16 protein-coding genes are annotated in these 15,516 nt (G+C 71.9%); 3 read left to right on the top strand and 13 right to left on the bottom strand.

Annotated elements, in window-relative coordinates; all coding sequences use genetic code 11:
- Nucleotides 1–105: 105 nt before the first annotated feature.
- The gene (locus tag M3C17_RS05075) at nucleotides 106–960 is read right to left on the bottom strand and encodes a Gfo/Idh/MocA family oxidoreductase (protein WP_259976561.1); all 855 of its coding nucleotides are present in this window, start codon (nucleotides 958–960) and stop codon (nucleotides 106–108) included.
- 135 nt (nucleotides 961–1,095) lie between these two features.
- Between M3C17_RS05075 and M3C17_RS05070 the strand changes: the two genes are divergently transcribed.
- Nucleotides 1,096–2,010 (top strand): hypothetical protein, encoded by a 915-nt coding sequence (locus M3C17_RS05070; RefSeq protein ID WP_259976560.1) that lies wholly within the window; start codon nucleotides 1,096–1,098, stop codon nucleotides 2,008–2,010.
- Nucleotides 2,011–2,453: 443 nt separating this feature from the next.
- Here M3C17_RS05070 and M3C17_RS05065 read toward each other — a convergent pair whose 3' ends face one another.
- Nucleotides 2,454–3,311, bottom strand: a complete 858-nt coding sequence (locus tag M3C17_RS05065; protein ID WP_259976559.1) for a fumarylacetoacetate hydrolase family protein — start codon at nucleotides 3,309–3,311, stop codon at nucleotides 2,454–2,456.
- 14 nt (nucleotides 3,312–3,325) lie between these two features.
- The gene (locus M3C17_RS05060; protein ID WP_259976558.1) at nucleotides 3,326–4,300 is read right to left on the bottom strand and encodes a C-terminal binding protein; all 975 of its coding nucleotides are present in this window, start codon (nucleotides 4,298–4,300) and stop codon (nucleotides 3,326–3,328) included.
- A 75-nt stretch (nucleotides 4,301–4,375) separates the two neighbouring features.
- Between M3C17_RS05060 and M3C17_RS05055 the strand changes: the two genes are divergently transcribed.
- Entirely contained in the window at nucleotides 4,376–5,125 is a 750-nt protein-coding gene (locus M3C17_RS05055) for an SDR family NAD(P)-dependent oxidoreductase (protein WP_259976557.1), read from the top strand.
- 70 nt (nucleotides 5,126–5,195) lie between these two features.
- Nucleotides 5,196–5,531, top strand: coding sequence for a nuclear transport factor 2 family protein (locus M3C17_RS05050; RefSeq protein ID WP_259976556.1), 336 nt, complete (start codon nucleotides 5,196–5,198; stop codon nucleotides 5,529–5,531).
- Nucleotides 5,532–5,751: 220 nt separating this feature from the next.
- Here the strand turns inward: M3C17_RS05050 and M3C17_RS05045 are convergent, their stop codons facing one another.
- From M3C17_RS05045 to M3C17_RS05000, 10 genes are all read right to left on the bottom strand, one after another.
- Complete coding sequence (locus tag M3C17_RS05045; RefSeq protein ID WP_259976555.1) at nucleotides 5,752–6,030, bottom strand: type II toxin-antitoxin system RelE/ParE family toxin; 279 nt, start codon at nucleotides 6,028–6,030, stop codon at nucleotides 5,752–5,754.
- A complete protein-coding gene (locus M3C17_RS05040) occupies nucleotides 6,027–6,302 on the bottom strand; it encodes a type II toxin-antitoxin system Phd/YefM family antitoxin (RefSeq protein WP_259976554.1) in 276 nt (91 codons plus the stop codon). Before M3C17_RS05040 ends, M3C17_RS05045 begins: the two co-directional genes overlap by 4 nt.
- A gap of 138 nt (nucleotides 6,303–6,440) precedes the next feature.
- Nucleotides 6,441–7,637 carry a DNA polymerase IV gene (gene dinB / locus M3C17_RS05035; protein WP_259976553.1) on the bottom strand — a complete coding sequence of 399 codons (1,197 nt, stop codon included), beginning with the start codon at nucleotides 7,635–7,637 and terminating at the stop codon, nucleotides 6,441–6,443.
- Nucleotides 7,638–7,876: 239 nt separating this feature from the next.
- On the bottom strand, nucleotides 7,877–8,680 hold the full coding sequence (locus M3C17_RS05030) for an SDR family NAD(P)-dependent oxidoreductase (protein ID WP_259976552.1): 804 nt from the start codon (nucleotides 8,678–8,680) through the stop codon (nucleotides 7,877–7,879).
- Between the two features lies 1 nt (nucleotide 8,681).
- Nucleotides 8,682–9,758 (bottom strand): mandelate racemase/muconate lactonizing enzyme family protein, encoded by a 1,077-nt coding sequence (locus M3C17_RS05025; RefSeq protein WP_259976551.1) that lies wholly within the window; start codon nucleotides 9,756–9,758, stop codon nucleotides 8,682–8,684.
- Nucleotides 9,755–10,516: an SDR family NAD(P)-dependent oxidoreductase gene (locus M3C17_RS05020; protein WP_259976550.1), complete on the bottom strand. Its 762-nt coding sequence runs from the start codon at nucleotides 10,514–10,516 to the stop codon at nucleotides 9,755–9,757. The genes M3C17_RS05025 and M3C17_RS05020 overlap by 4 nt, the downstream gene beginning before the upstream one ends.
- Nucleotides 10,517–10,566: 50 nt before the next feature.
- Nucleotides 10,567–11,958, bottom strand: coding sequence for a hypothetical protein (locus M3C17_RS05015; protein WP_259976549.1), 1,392 nt, complete (start codon nucleotides 11,956–11,958; stop codon nucleotides 10,567–10,569).
- Nucleotides 11,959–12,012: 54 nt separating this feature from the next.
- Nucleotides 12,013–13,803: an ABC transporter ATP-binding protein gene (locus tag M3C17_RS05010; RefSeq protein WP_259976548.1), complete on the bottom strand. Its 1,791-nt coding sequence runs from the start codon at nucleotides 13,801–13,803 to the stop codon at nucleotides 12,013–12,015.
- On the bottom strand, nucleotides 13,800–14,648 hold the full coding sequence (locus M3C17_RS05005) for an ABC transporter permease (RefSeq protein ID WP_259976547.1): 849 nt from the start codon (nucleotides 14,646–14,648) through the stop codon (nucleotides 13,800–13,802). Before M3C17_RS05005 ends, M3C17_RS05010 begins: the two co-directional genes overlap by 4 nt.
- A partial coding sequence (locus tag M3C17_RS05000; protein WP_259976546.1) for an ABC transporter permease occupies nucleotides 14,641–15,516 on the bottom strand: 876 nt, incomplete at its 5' end. The genes M3C17_RS05005 and M3C17_RS05000, both read right to left, overlap by 8 nt.

The following is a 15,516-nucleotide window of genomic DNA, read 5'->3' as shown; positions in this document are numbered from 1 at the left end:
CGGTATTCCAACTCCCGAAGGTGACGCGCAATTACGAGACCGCCGGACTCCGAAGGGAACGCTTCATGAACGGTCGGTGTCGCGGTCGCCGAGGTGACCCGGGCTTCAGCGGGGAAGGGTGCGCGTGATCTGCTCCAGCACGGCGATGGGCTCCCGCAGCTGTGCGGCGGGGACCGGGGTCTCGCCGCGGAGCAGCATGCGCGCGAAGGCGTCGACGCCGGGTCGCACGTAGCCGGGGCCGACCTCGATGTCCCGCTCGAGGGCGCCACCCGCCCCCACCGCGGTCACGTGGAACGGCACGGCCGCATCCCCCTCCGGCCGTACGAAGTCGAGCACCACGGGCACATCCCCGACGCGGAAGCGCGCGACGACACGCCCCTCGGTTTGCTCGACCTCCAGCCCCTCCGCCTGCCCTGGCAGCAGGTGCTGGGCGAGGTCCGCGTGGTGGATGCCGTAGAAGAAGAGGCCGCCGTGCGGGCTCGCGGGATCGGCCGGGCCGGACACGGTGAGCGCCTGGAGCGGGCCGAGCGTGCGCATGTCGTCGGCGACCGCTGCCGTGTCGGGCAGCCAGCGCAGCGCCGAGGAAGAGGTGACGGCCGTTCCGCCGCGTGCGGCCGCGGCGAGGATCGCCTCCGCGTCGACGACGGTCGTGGCGAGCGGCTTGTCGACCCAGACGGCGGTGCCTGCCTCCAGGAACGGCACGGCCTGCGCGCGATGCAGGCGCCCGTCGCGCGTGGTGACGATGACGGCGTCGACCGCGCCGAGCAGCTCGGCAGGGTCGGCGACGATGCGGGTGATGGCACCGAGCCCGGCGAGCTCGCGCGTGCGGTCGACCTCCCCGGCGACGAGGGCGGAGACCCGGACCGGGAGGTCGGCGGCGCGCTCCTCGTTCAGGTAGCGCACGATGTCCGTGGCGTGGGTGTTCTCGATGCCGACGATCGCGACGGTCTTCGTCTCCATGGTCCCCTCCTGGCAGGCGCCCGGCCGCGGGCATGACGCGGCGATGTGCGCCACCCGGATCTCCGCCCACCCTAGCCGCCCGCGATTCTGCACGCCCCCCGGCGCAGTATTCCGGCGCAGTAGGCTGAAGCCATCATGGACGAGTTCATCCAGGGTTTCTGGACCTTCGCGGGCAGCTATTGGTGGCTCGTCTTCCCGCTCATGGGCATGGCCGGCGGTGCGGCGAAGGCGTGGGAGCGCAGTTCGAAGCGCCGACACGAGCGCCGTCTGGAGACCCTGCGCATGAAGGCGCAGCTGAAGACCGCCGAGATCGAGGCCCGCACGCTCGGCCGCGAGGCCAAGCGCCGCGCGCCGTCCGTGGTCGACACCACGGCCTCGGTCGCTCCGGACGACCTGCTCGCGCGGCTGTTCGCGGAGCACGACGAGATCACGGCCCGGTGGCTCGACTACGAGCTGGACGTGGCGAAGCTCATCGCGTATCCCGCCATGAGCGACGGCCGCCAGCCGCTCACGGCTGCGTTCCTGCGTGCGAAGAAGACAGCGGACGCCCTGCGCCCGGCGTCCGCCGACGCACAGCTGTCCGAGCATCAGATGGCCGAGTACCTGCAGGCCGTCGGCGACTACGCCGTGGCGTTCGAGATCGCCGAGAAGGATGCCAGGCGGCTGCGCGACTCGACGTTCACGGAGGCGGAGCGCAAGCGGCTCGACCGCGCGCAGCAGCTGCTCAAGGTCGCGGTGGACGAGTCGGCCACGCAGGCCGAGCGCAATGTCGCGTACAAGCGCGTGCGCGAAGAGCTCGACGGCCTGATCCTGCTCTCCGACGAGGCCGTGACCGTGCTGGAGAAGCAGGTCGCCCGGGAACTCCCCTCCGCCGCCGCGACTCCCGAGCCCCCCGCGACGCGTGAGCCGGCCGCGACACCGGAGCCCGCCGCGACACCGGAACCCACCGCGACACCGGAGCCCGCCGCGACACCGGAGCCCGAACGGATCCCTGCCGCGGATCCGCTCCACCGCACCCCGCCGCAGGCCCCACCGCGCGACCTCGCCTGAGACCGCACCGGCGCGCAGCCCGGCACCGCGGACGCCGCCGCCGTCAGTGGAGAGCCGTCACTTCCGCGCCCGGTTGCGAATCCGCGCGATCCAGCCACCGGCGACCGACCCCGAGCCCTCACTGCCGGCCCCGGTTGCGGGCCCCGGTTGCGGGCCCCGCGATCCGGCCGCAGCCGGCCGCAGCCGACCCCACCGCAACGGGATCTGTCCGGCACGTCGGTCGTGTGGATCCGGTTCCCTGCGCAGCCCTCGCGAGCCCGTGCGACACCGCCGACCGCACCGCAACGGGATCTGCCCGGCACGTCGGTCGTCTGGACCCGGTTCCCTGCGCAGCCCTCGCGAGCCCGTGCGACGCCGCCGACCGAACCCGACGGCCTCTGACCGCGGCACGGTCGCACTCAGCGAAAGGAACCGTGCCGCGGACACAGGCCGCCGGGGTCGGGTCAGGACAGGCGCACGCGCTCGGTGCGCTGATGCTGCCGACCGAGGCCCTCGATCTCGATCGTCATCTCATCGCCGTCCTGCAGATACGGGAACCGCCCGGAGAGTGCCACGCCCTGCGGGGTGCCGGTGTTGATGACATCCCCGGGCTCGAGCACGAGGTAGTGGCTGAGCTCGTGCACGAGCTGCAGGACGGGGAAGATCATGTCCGCGGTCGACGAGTCCTGTCGCGGCTCGCCGTTCACGAAGGAGCGCAGGCGCAGCGCCTGGGGGTCGACCTCGTCCGCGGGAACCAGCGCGGGACCGAGCGGGTTGAACGTCTCGGAGCACTTCCCCTTCGACCACTGCCCGCCCGAGACCTCCAACTGGTACGCCCGCTCCGACACGTCGTTGGAGATCGTGTACCCGGCGATCACCGCGCGGGCGGCCTCGGGCGTCGGCAAGTAGCGGGCGGTCCGGCCGATCACGACGGCGAGCTCGACCTCCCAGTCGACCTTCTCCGCGCCAGGCGGCAGCAGCACCACGTCGTCCGGCCCGACCACGGTGTTCGGGTGTTTGAAGAAGACGACGGGATGGGCGGGCGGCTCCGCACCGGACTCGGCGGCGTGTGCGGCGTAGTTCTGGCCAATGCAGATGACGGCGGTGGGCCTGGCCACGGGTGCGCCGACACGCAGCCCCGCGACCTCGGCGACGGGCAGCGCGTCCCGCCGCAGCGCCTCCCGCGTGCGGGCGATGCCGTCGGCGGCGAGGAACGCGCCGTCGACGTCGGCGGTGAGCGGAGAGAGGTCGCGGACGACACCGCTGTCGTCGCGCACGTAGGGGCGTTCGTGGCCGGCGGGGCCGAGGCGCAGGAGTTCCATGGGGGCCTTCCGGGTCAGCGCGCGGCGGCGAAGGTCGGGTTGACGATGGGCACGGCGTCGCCCGCGAGCGAACGGATGATGTTCTGGGCCGCGTGCACGGGCAGGTCGGCGAGCGCTTCCGGGGAGTACCAGGCGGCGTGCGGGGTGAGCAGCACCTGGTCGAGCTCGCGGAGGGGCGAGTCGGCGGCCAGCGGCTCTCCCGCGAACACGTCGAGCGCGGCGCCACCCAGGTGCCCGTCGCGCAGGGAAGCCGCAAGGGCGTCCTCGTCGATGAGCGGACCGCGGCACGTGTTCACGATGACGGCGCCCTGCTTCATGGTGGCGAGCGCTGCGGTGTCGATGAGGTGTCGCGTGGCGTCGGTCAGCGGCACGTGGAGAGTGAGGATGTCGGCGCGGGCGATCGCGTCGGGGATCTCGACGGGCTCGCAGCCGGCCTCGCGCACGGCGACGGCGGGGGCGTAGGGGTCGGCGACGAGCACGCGGAAGCCGAGGCCGCGGAGTCCGCGGGCGACGAGCGAGCCGATGCGTCCGAACCCGAGGACGGACACGGTGGTCGTGGAGGGGCGCACCGCGAGCGGGCGGGCCTCCACGGCCTTCCACGTTCCGGCGCGCACGGCGCGGTCGTAGGCGGGGAGGCCGCGGGCCTGCGTCATGATCATGGCGATGGTGTGCGCCGCCACCTCCTCGATGCAGTAGCTCGGGGTGTTCGCGACGGCGATGCCGCGGGCGGTGGCCGCGTCGACGTCGATCATGTCGTAGCCGATGCCCACGCGGCTGATGAGCCGCAGGTTCGGCAGCCGATCCATGAGGTCGCCGTCGATGCGGGCCCACTGCACCACGAGCCCTTCGGCGTCCGCTCCGCTCGCGGCGATGTCGTCGGGGCTGCCGGATGCCGCGCGCTCGGCGCGGAGGCCCGCGGCGCGGAGGGTGTCTTCGATGACGGTCCCCGGCAGGTCGCAGTCGGTGACGAGGATGAGCGGCGCAGTCATGGGAGCGATGCTATAGCATCTAGCAAATGGATGTACAGCACTGACAGCGCCTGGTTTTTGCTATAGCGTCGAGGCATGACTGTTCGCCGCGCACTCATCACCGGCGCGAGTTCCGGCATCGGAACCGCCGCCGCCCTGGAACTCGCCCGCGAGGGCGCCGCCCTCTGGATCACGTACACCGGACGGGAAGCCGAGGCAGAGCGCGTGGCCGCGCAGTGCCGAGCTGCGGGAGCCGCCGAAGTGCTCGTCTCCCGCCTCGACCTGCGCGATCCGGGCTCGATCGATGAGCTCGTCGACCGCGTCACCGTGACGTGGGGCGAGCTGCATGTGCTGATCAACAACGGCGGCGTGTGCCCCTACACCCCGTATGCGGAGATCGACATCGAGGAGTGGGACTTCGTCCTGGAGACGAACGCCCGGGGCACGTTCCTGCTCACCCGTGCCGCTCTCCCCCTGCTTCGGACGGCACAGGGCGATCGGTCGGTGGTCAACATCGCCTCGATCGCCGGGCAGGTCGGGGCGCTGCAGACCGGCATCCACTACGCGGCCAGCAAGGGCGCTCTGCTCGCGATCACCCGCAGCTTCGCGCGGCACCTGGCCTCGGAGGGGATCCGGGTCAACGCGGTCACCCCCGGGCCCGTCACGAGCGCGATCACCGACCAGCTGCAGGGCGAGGGGCGCGCGAAGCTCGAGGCAGGCATCCCGCTCGGAGCGTTCGGCCAGCCGGAGGACGTGGCCTGGATCATCGCATCGCTCGCCTCCGAGCGCGCCCGCTTCATCACCGGAGCCACCTACGACGTCAACGGAGGAGTTCGCATTGACTGACCACACCACCACCCCCGACCCTTCGGCGCGGGACCGTTCGGCGCTGGATGGTTCAGCGCAGGAGCGTTCGGTGACGGGGCGTTCGGCGCTGGACACCGTGCAGGCGCAGCTCGACGCGTTCAACGCGCACGACCTCGACGCGTTCGTCGCCACCTACGCCGACGACGCCGTGATCACCGGGGTCGCGCCGGAACCCGTCGTCGGCGCAGCCGCCATCCACGCGTTCTACGAGCCGCGGCTGCAGAATCCGGAACTCTCCTGCGTGATCGAGACCAGCGTGCTGTTCGGCTCGCGGTGGGTCGTCGCGCAGGAGCAGGTCATCAATGCGGGAGTCGCGACCGAGACCATCGCGACCTTCGACGTGGTCGACGGCCGCATCGCGCGGGCCTCCATGCTCAAGGCCTGAGCCGCGGAAGTCACCGCGGTCTGCAGACCGCGGGTGTGCATCCCCAGCCGTGGAGTTCACACGACATGAAGGAGATCGCTCGACTTGAAGGCCGCGATGCCCGGAGCGATCCGTCCGTTCGAGAGATCTCCTTCACGTCGGGCGTGCGGAGCGGGCGGAGCACACGGAGCTGGCGGAGCACACGGAGCGGGCGCGGCACACGGAGGGGACGGAGCCGCGATCAGTCCCAGTTCGGGGCGGGCGGGCGGTAGGCATCTCGGCGGTGTCGCGCTCTGACCACCACCAGCGTCTCGGTCCCGTCGAGGAAGAACAGCACGCGGTAGTCCCCGCGGCGCGCGGAGCGGAGTCCCTCGAAGTCGTCGAGCAGGGGCTTACTCATCCGCTCCGGGTTCGCCGGGAGCGTGAAGACCGCGAATTCGACGATGGCCTGCGCGATCTTCGGGGGCAACCGGTCGAGATCACGCCACGCGGAGTCGGCGAACGAGGTCGACCAGGTCACCGCGGACGGACCCCGTAGCGGGCCATCGTCTCTTCCGCACTGCGCAGGCCTCCAGCCTCGGCCTGTCGCCGCGCGTCCGCGACATCCTCCTGGGTACCGGACTCCGACAGCCAGTGCAGCGTCTCGTAGAGCGACTCCAGTGCGTCCTTGCTCATCAACACGGCCGCGCCCCGGCCATGTCGCGTGATCTCGATCGTCTCGTGTTCGCGTTCGACCTGGTCGACCAGGCGCGACAGCTGATCCTTCGCCTCACTCAGCGGTACGGTCTGCATGCCCCCATTTTAGCCCGAACTCTGGCCTGAAGCGAGAACGCATGTGAGGAACGCTCGCCGAGCTGGCGGAACATCTCTAGGTCGATAGCCCCCAGAGGCGCGCGGTCGTGGGCGGCCAGGGTTCGACACCGCGCCCCGTCACTCGTGCTCGGGGAGGATCGGCGTGGACCAGCCGGGGTCGCGGCCGAGTTGGGCGGCGCGGGAGACGGAGGTCGCGCCGTAGCGGTCGCGGAGCGTGTCGAGCACGGTGTCGAGCCGCGACTCGTCACCCCAGTCGATCGGCAGCTCGGGTTGCACGCGGTCGGCCCTGTCGAGCTGGGTCAGCGACAGCCCGAGCAGGGTGATGCCGCGCGCGGCGATATCGGGCTGCGCGGCGGCGAGGAGTGCCCGCGCCACCGTGAGGAGGATCGCGGTGCGGTCGGTCGGCGCGCCGAGCGTGCGGGAGCGTGTGGCCTTGGTGAAGTCGCCGAAGCGCAGCCGCAGCACGACCGTGCGGCAGACACGGTCTCCGTCGCGCAACCGTCGGGCGAGCCGGTCCAGGAGCTGCGTGAGGATCAGGTCGAGCTCCTCCGGCGTGCGGGGTCGACTGCCGAGCGCCCGCTGCGAGCCGATCGAGCCGCGACGGCGGGTCGTGTCCACCGGCCGGGGGTCACGCAGCCGCGCCAGCGCGTGCACGTGCGCACCCGTCGCCTTGCCGAGCATCCTCTCCGCCGTCGCCGCCTCCAGCTCCGCGAGCTGGCCGACCGTGCGGACGCCGTAGCGATGCAGCTTCTCGGCCGTCACCGCACCCACTCCCCACAGCCGTTCGACCGGGAGGGGAAGCAGGAACTGCTCCTCCCGCTCCGGTTCCACGACCAGCAGGCCGTCCGGTTTGCTCACGGCGCTCGCGACCTTCGCGAGGAACTTGGTCCGCGCGACCCCGACCGAGATCGCGAGTCCGACCTCCTGCCGCACGCGTGCACGCAGCCGCACCGCGATCTCCTCCGGGGTGCCCGCGATCCGCCGCAGACCGCCCACCTCGAGGAACGCCTCGTCGATCGAGAGCCCCTCGACCAGCGGCGTCGTGTCTCGGAAGATCGCGAACACGTCCTTGCTCGCGGCGGAGTAGGCCTCCATGCGCGGCGGGACGACGACCGCATCGGGGCACAGCTCCCGCGCCTGCCGTCCGCCCATCGCGGTGCGGACACCACGGGCCTTGGCCTCGTAGCTCGCCGCGAGCACCACCCCGCCGCCCACGATCACGGGTCGGCCGCGCAGCTCCGGAGCGTCGCGCTGCTCGACCGAGGCATAGAACGCGTCGAGGTCGGCATGCAGCACGGTGGCTTCTCCACGCATCCGTTCTCCCGTCGACGAGCGGATCCTCGCACGGACCCCGGACATCCGGAGGGGAGGTCACCGGCACCGTGGGGCGCCTCGCGGGGCCCGGCGCGCAAGACGCTGGGGCTCGGGCGCTGGCCATCCGGAGCGGACCCGGCGCGGCAGTCGGACGTTCAACGGCTCGGGTGTCGCCACTCAGGCACGCACGATCCGGGCGGGTCCGGCGCGTAAGAACCGGTGCCGCTCGGAGCGGTCTCTCAGGACTCGGAGCACCCCTCGAAGCGCGCGCGGAGCGAAGGGTCGAGGGCGATGGTGCCGAACGAGGAGGTCCAGGCGCCGTCGACGGCGATGGACTGGCCGGAGAGGTACGGCGCCTCGTCCGACAGCAGGAACGCGGTCACCGCGGCGACCTCCTCCGCGCGGGCGATGCGACCCATCGGCGGCCCCTCCGCGAGCGCCCGCTCCTCCGCCGCGGGGTCGGCCGCGCGGGCGATCTGCGCCTCCAGGTGCGGCGTGCGCACTCCGCCGGGTGCCACCGTGTTCGCACGTATGCCGAGTCCGCCATATGTCACCGCGACGCTCCGCGTGAGCGCATCGATACCGCCCTTGGTGAACTCGTATACGGCGTGATCCGTGAAGCTCGCCCGCCCGTGGATCGAGCCGATGTTGACGATCGCGCCCGGCACGCCCTGGTCCACGAAGGCCGAGACTGCGGTCGCGCACCCCCACAGGTAGCCGAAGCCGTTGATGTCGACGATCTCGCGCACCACGTTCTCGTCGAGCTCGTGCAGCGGGGTGCGCTTCGTGATGCCGGCGTTGTTCACCCACCCGCTCAGCGGCGCGTGCGCCCTGGCAGCTGCGGCGGCCCTCTCGTGCGCCCCGCGGTCGGACGCGTCGCCGAGGACGACCTCTGCGACCGCCCCCTCCTCGACCGTGCCGGAGCCGGGCGAGCGCTCGAGCCCCACCACGATCCAGCCGTCGGCGGTGAGCCGCTCGGCCACCGCGCGGCCGATGCCCTTGCCGCTGCCGGTGACCACGACGCTGCGCGGGGAGTCGGTCATGTCAGTCCCTCTCGAATCGGAACACGGCAGGGTCGAGCCCGAAGCCCAGCCCCGGCGCCTCGCTGGGGGTCACCACCCCGTCGAAGTGCGGGCCGCCCGTGATGAACGACGGCGCGGGGTCGTAGGGATTCACGCCGCGCGCGAAGGTCTCCACCTGGATGCCGAGGTGTGCGGTCACCTCCGGGTACACGTGGCCCGACACGGGCACGCCGCGGTCGGCCGCCCACGCGATCAGCTCCCGTGCGGGCGTGATGCCGCCGACGGCCACCACATCGAGGCGCAGTGCATCGACCTCGCCGACCTCCACGAGCGCCTTCAGCACCGCGGGGTCGGTGACCTCGTCGCCCACCGCGACCGGCAGGCCCGACTCGCGACGGATCCGCGCGACGCCGGCCGCGTCCTCCGGCAGCAGCGGATCCTCCAGCCACGCCAGTCGTGGATCCCCCCACTGCGCGATCTCGGTCAGCGCGGTGTCGGCGTCCGGCCAGCCGAAGCCGACATCCACCACCAGCCCGGTCTCCGTGGGCAGGCCGTCGTTCAGCAGCGCCAGCAGCTCCCGCATGTATGCCGGATCGGGAATGCGCGAGATCTTCACCTGCGCCCAGCCGGCGGCCTGCGCCAGCACCTCGTCCGCCACCTCGCGAGGCGTGCGGTCGGGCGAGGGGTAGGCGGCGACCAGCATCGCCTCCCGTGGCTCGTCGCCCGTGCCGAGCAGCCGCCACAGCGGCACACCCGCCCGCTGCGCCGCGATGTCCCACAGCGCGATGTCCACGAGCCCGATCGCGCGCCGCACGAGCCCGACCCGCCCGACGATCGCACTGCCGCGCAACATCCGCTCCCAGGCCGCCGCGGGGTGGTCGGCGTCCGCGCCCACCGCATGAGGCGCCACGAGCCGTTCCACGATCTCGGCCATGGGCGCCTCCCGCGACAGGCAGTACGCCACACCCGTGCCGCCGTCGCCCGCTGTCACCCGCACGGCCGTGTATTCGCGTCGGGTCACCGTCATGGCGCCGAGCTGCAGCGGGGCGGGCAGCGGCAGCACCACCGTGGCGGTGTCGATGCGGGCGATCGCGTTCATTCGGGCTTCTTCGCGAGGGGCACGCCGTAGTCCACCATGAACCCGCCGTCGACGTACAGCGTCTGGCCGTTCATGTAGCGCGACTGGTCGGACACGAGGAAGCTGACCGCGGCGGCGATCTCGCTCGCGTCGGCCAGGCGCTTCGCGGGGATGCGGGACAGGATCGTGTCGAGGCTGAGCGTGCCCTGCTCGACGCCCTGACGGAAGACGCCCGTGTCGACGTATCCCGGCGCGACCGCGTTGACGCGCACGCCGCGCGACGCCCACTCGGCCCCGGCGGTGGAGGTGAGCCCGATGACCGCGGCCTTGGTCGTGGCATAGGGCGCCCGGCCCGCGGAGCCGCGGGAGGAGATGGACGAGATGTTCACGATGCGGCCCTCGCCGCGGTCGAGCATGCGCCGTCCCGCAGCCTGGAGGGCGGAGAACACTCCGTGCAGATTCACGTCGACGACGTCCGACCACTCGTCCCACGTGAGGTCCTCGATGCCACGGTGCCGCTGGATGCCGGCGTTGTTCACCAGAACCTCGATCGGCCCCAGCTCGGCCTCGATCTCGCCGAACACCCGGTCCACCGCAGCGTGGTCGGTCACGTCGAGTTCGCGCCACAGGATGCCGTCAGCGTCATCGCCCGCGGTCAGCCCTGGCACGCGGTCGATCGCCACGACCCGGTACCCGTCGGCGGAGAGCCGGCGGCCGATCTCCCAGCCGATGCCGGCCGATCCTCCGGTGACGATGGCGACGGGTCGCTGCGTGGTCATGACTCTCCTCTACGACGGGGATTTGCTATAGCAAGTGTAGCGGCCGAGAGTCAGCGGGCGAGCAGATCCGCCACCAGGGCCACCGCGTGCTCCTCCAGCAGCTCCAGCGCGCCGGGGGCGAGCGGAGTCTGCCACGCCTGATAGGCGCCGCGCTCGTAGGCCTCGCGTGTCGGCAGGTACACGAAGCCCGGGCCGTTCGTGAGGTTCATGACCACGAGGGGCGTGCCGGGGAACCGTGCCCGCAGCGTCGTCTGCAACCGCGAGTACGCCTCCCCGGGGTGTCCCACGACCACCGCGTCGCCGAGCCGCCACGCCCACACCGGGTGCGGCACGGTCGGTCCGTCGATGTAGCCGTCGCGGAGGTTGCGCGCCCGGCCCAGGCGCTCCTCGCGCGACCGCGGGTCGATGTCCTTCCACTCCTCGGCCAGCTCGTCCATGGTCGGCAGGTCGCGCAGCGGCAGCGCCACCGGCGCGGAGAGACCGCCCCCCGCCTCGCCGCCGTCCGCCGGAGTCCCCGCCCAGATCGCGAGCGGCGCGCCCGACTCGACCACGCCGTCCAGCGTCAGCTCCTCGCCGGGGAGCGGCAACGCGTCGAGTGCCGCCAGCACGGCATGACCGAGCGACCGGCCGTGCCGATCGGCCACCCTGACGTCGCCCGTGTACTGCTCGCGCGGAGCGAGCTCGCCGGAGGCGCCCTGCACGAACAGGCACGGCGCCGCCGTCGCAGCCTCGACCACCTCCCGCATCGCGCCGACGTAGTCGGGCGACACCTCGCGGCTCTGCCAGGCCACGGTCGTGGGGTGGCAGGCGTAGTTCACGAGGGTCGCCACCACGCTGCCGTCGATGCTGAGGCGACCGATGGTCACGGTGTCGTCGGCGACGCCCTGCGGGTTGTAGCCGACGAGCGCGCGACCGTCGAGATCGAGTTCCCGCTCCGCGGCGAGCGTGCACCGACCGCTGGTCCACTCGATCAGACCGGGGCGGGCGCCGTCGAGGGCTTCGCGGCCGGCCGCGATTCCCGCGGCCGACAGCGCGTCCAGGTACCCGGGGATGAGCTCTCCGCCGGGGAGATGGGCGTCCGCCGCACACAGCACGGCACCCGCGTGGGTGTGCGAGAGGGACAGCATCAGCTGATCCGGTTCCAGCCCGAGGCCGTCGAGGATCACGCCGCGCACCCCCTGCTCGTCGGCGACCCGGCGCCACCAGGTGCCGTCGACCGCGAGGAGCAGGCGCGGCCGCTCGTCGGAACCGACCACCGCGAGCGCGGTCAGCTCGAACGGCCGGTGCACCCCCTCCGACCGCTCCCAGTCCGCGGGGCCCCAGTTCTTCGCGCGGATGCCGACCGGGGGCGTGATGTCACGCCGGGCGACGCCGAGTCGCGCGCGGGTGCGGGGGATGCGGATGCGGTCTCCGAGGTGCGTGGCCGCTGCCGTGTCATTCAAGCGTGGTCCTCCCTGGTCTCCATGATGCCGTCGTTCAGACCGTGCCGTCCGGCATCATCGCGCGTCTTCCCCGAGGGTGGCGGACGGAACGGCGGCGGCGACCGCGCCCTCCGCCCGGCTCCGTGGTCCGGCGGGCGGATCGGCCGCGAGCAGCACAGCGGCCTCCGCGCGCCGACGTCGCTCCGCCACGGGATCCGCGACCGGGATCGCCGCCATCAGACTCCGCGTGTAGGCGTGCTGCGGATTCGCGAACAGCTCGTCTCGTGCGCCGATCTCCACGATGCGCCCCTGCTGCATGACCGCCACGGTCGACGACATGTACCGGATCACCGCGAGGTCGTGGCTGATGAAGAGGTACGTCAGCCCGAGCTCGGCCTGCAGCTCCCGCAGAAGGTTGAGCACCTGCGCCTGGATCGACACGTCGAGGGCCGACACCGACTCGTCCAGCACGAGGAACTCGGGCTCCAGCACGAGCGAGCGCGCGATGGACACCCGCTGGCACTGGCCGCCCGACATCGAGCGGGGCAGTCGGTGCGCGAACTCCTCGTCCAGCCGCACGCGGTGCATCGCCTCGCGCACCTTCTCGGCCCTGGTGGCCCTGGTGCCGATGCCGTGCGCGAGCAGCGGCGCCTCGATGATCTGCGCCACGGTCTGCCGACGGTTCAGCGCCGAGAACGGGTCCTGGAACACCATCTGCATGCGCCGCCGCAGCCGTCGCAGCTCCTCGCCGCGCAGGTCGTGCGGGCGCTGCCCGTCGAACACGACCGCGCCGCCGTCGATGCCGCCCAGGGCGAGCACGGCCTTCGACACCGTCGACTTGCCCGAGCCGGACTCGCCGACGAGGCCCACTGTCTCGCCGCGCCTGATCTGGAAGGACACGTCGTCCACCGCGGTCACCCGCCGCCCGGAGCCGAGCGTGAACACCTTGGACACGCCCTGCACGTCCACCAGCACATCGCCCGAGTCGCGCGCCCGGTCGATCGCACTGATCGAGCCCGCCTCCCCGAGCGGCTCCGTGCCGCGCTCGAGCACCTCGGCCGCCGTCGGGATCGGGCGATGCACGTCCACGGTCAGGTCGACCACGGCGCCGAGCAGCGCCTTCGTGTAGGGGTGCTCCGGGGCGGAGTACAGCGCGTCGACGGGCTGCTCCTCGATGATCCGGCCGTGCCGCATCACGTGGATCCGCTCGCAGAAGCCGGCCGCGACGCCCAGGTCGTGCGTGATGAGCACGACCGCGGTGCCGTGCTCCTCCGCGAGGCGGTCGAGCAGGTCGATGATGCGCGACTGCGTGGTCACGTCGAGCGCCGTGGTGGGCTCGTCCGCGATCAGCACCGCGGGCCGCGACGACATGGCCATCGCGATCATGACGCGCTGCCGCATGCCGCCGGAGAACTCGTGCGGGTACTGGCTCAGGCGCTCCTCGGGCAACGGCACGCCGACCTCGGTCAGCAGCTCCACGGCCCGAGCGCGCGCGGCCTCCTTCGACACCCGGTCGTGCAGACGGATCGCCTCCACGAGCTGATGCCCGATCGTGCGCACGGGGTTCAGCGACGACATCGGGTCCTGGTAGACCATGGCGATCTGCCCGCCCCGCACCCGCGTCATCTCGCGCGTGCTGAGCGTCAGCAGTTCGCGGTCGCGCAGCCAGATGCTGCCGCCGAGCGTCGCGCCCTCGTTGAGCCGCATGATCGACAGGGCGGTGAGCGACTTGCCGGAGCCGGACTCGCCGACCAGGCCGATCCGCTCCCCCGGTCGGACGGAGAAGGTGATGCCCTTCACCGGCATCGCGTCGCCGTAGGAGACGGTGAGGTCCTGCACCTGCAGGACGGGCGCGGACGCGGTCATCGGCCCTTCCCCTTCCGGTCGCCGCCGAACTGGTCGGCGAGCACGTTGAGCAGCCAGATGGTGACGAAGATGAACAGGGCCGGGAACAGCACGTACCCGATCGACTGGTACATCTTCTGGTAGCCCTGCTGCACGAGCGTGCCCCAGGTGGCCTCGGGCGGGGCGATGCCGAGCCCGACGAAGCTCATCGACGCCTCCAGCAGGATCGCGTTGGCGGCGTTGATGGCCGCCTGCACCACGATCGGCCCCTTCGCGTTGGGCAGCACCTCGCTGAACAGCAGCCGGCGCCGCGTCGACCCGAAGGCCACGGCGGCCGTGAAGTAGTCCTCCTGCAGCTCGCTCAGCACCGACGAGCGCACCAGGCGCGCGGTCGTCGGGGTGAGCAGGATGCCGATGATGACGGCGAGCTTCACCGGGTCGGCACCGAACGCCGAGATGAACACGAGCGCGAACAGGATCTGCGGGATCGCCATCACCGTGTCGGCGAGGCGCATCAGGATCTCGTCGATCCAGCCGCGCGCGAACGCGGCGGCCATGCCCCAGGCGATGCCGAGGACCATGGCGACGAGGGTGGCGCCGCCCGCGATGAACACGGTCAGCTGGCCGCCGTAGAGCACACGGCTGAACAGGTCGCGGCCCAGCTCGTCCGTGCCGAACAGGTGCACGGCCGAGGGGCCGGCGAACCGGTCGGGCGACTGCGCCGACGGGTCGAACGGCGCGACGACCGGCGCGAGGACGCAGATCAGCACGATGAGCGCGAGAAGTGCCAGCGGAATCCACGACGCGAGCGCGATTCTGCGACGCGGCCGGGCCGAGCGCAGGGCGAGGGTGAGGGTGTCAGCCACGGCTGCTCCTTGCACGCAGACGCGGGTCGAGCACTCCGTAGAGCAGATCGACGATGAGCGTCGTGAGGATGAACAGGGCGGAGATCAGCAGCACCACGGACTGCAGCACCGCGTAGTCGCGCTTGAAGACCGCGTCGATCGCGAGCGAGCCGAGACCGGGAACGCCGAACACGTACTCCACGATCACGACGCCGCCGAGCGTGTAGCCGACGATGAGGCCGAGCATCGTGAGCCCCGGGATGAGCGCATTGCGCAGCGCGTGGCCGAGCACGACACCGGCCGCGGACTGCCCCTTGCCCGTGGCGGTGCGGATGTACGGCGCATCGAGCACCTCGACCATCGACGCCCGCAGGAACCGCATGAGCAGCGGGGCCGCAGCGAAGGCGAGGGTGAGCGCGGGCAGGATCATCCGCACGAGGTTCTCGGCCGGATCCTCCGCGAACGGCGTGTAGCCGCGGGCGGGCAGCCACTTCAGCTGCACCGCGAACACCACGATCAGCACGATCCCGATCAGGAACTGCGGCAGCGCCATGCCCGCGGTGGAGATCGCGGTCAGCACGCGGTCGACCACGCCGAGCGGACGCAGCGACGCGATGACGGCGGCGGGGGTCGCGATCACCACGGCGAGCAGGATGCCGATGAGCGTGAGCTCCAGCGTCGCGGGAAGGCGCTGCGCGATGAGCTCGGACACCGAGAACTGGTTGAAGTACGACTGGCCGAAGTCGCCCGTGAAGACGCCACCGATCCAGCGCAGGTACTGCTCGATGATGGGGGCGTCGAGCCCCGCCTCCTCCCGGAGGCGCTGCAGCATCTCGGCGTCCACGCCGGGGGTGGAGCCCAGACGGGTGATCACGGGGTCGCCGGGCAG

The sequence above is a fragment of the Microbacterium sp. p3-SID336 genome (genome assembly GCF_025143365.1).
Classification (GTDB): Bacteria; Actinomycetota; Actinomycetes; order Actinomycetales; family Microbacteriaceae; genus Microbacterium.
This window is presented reverse-complemented; position numbering and strand designations above follow the sequence as displayed.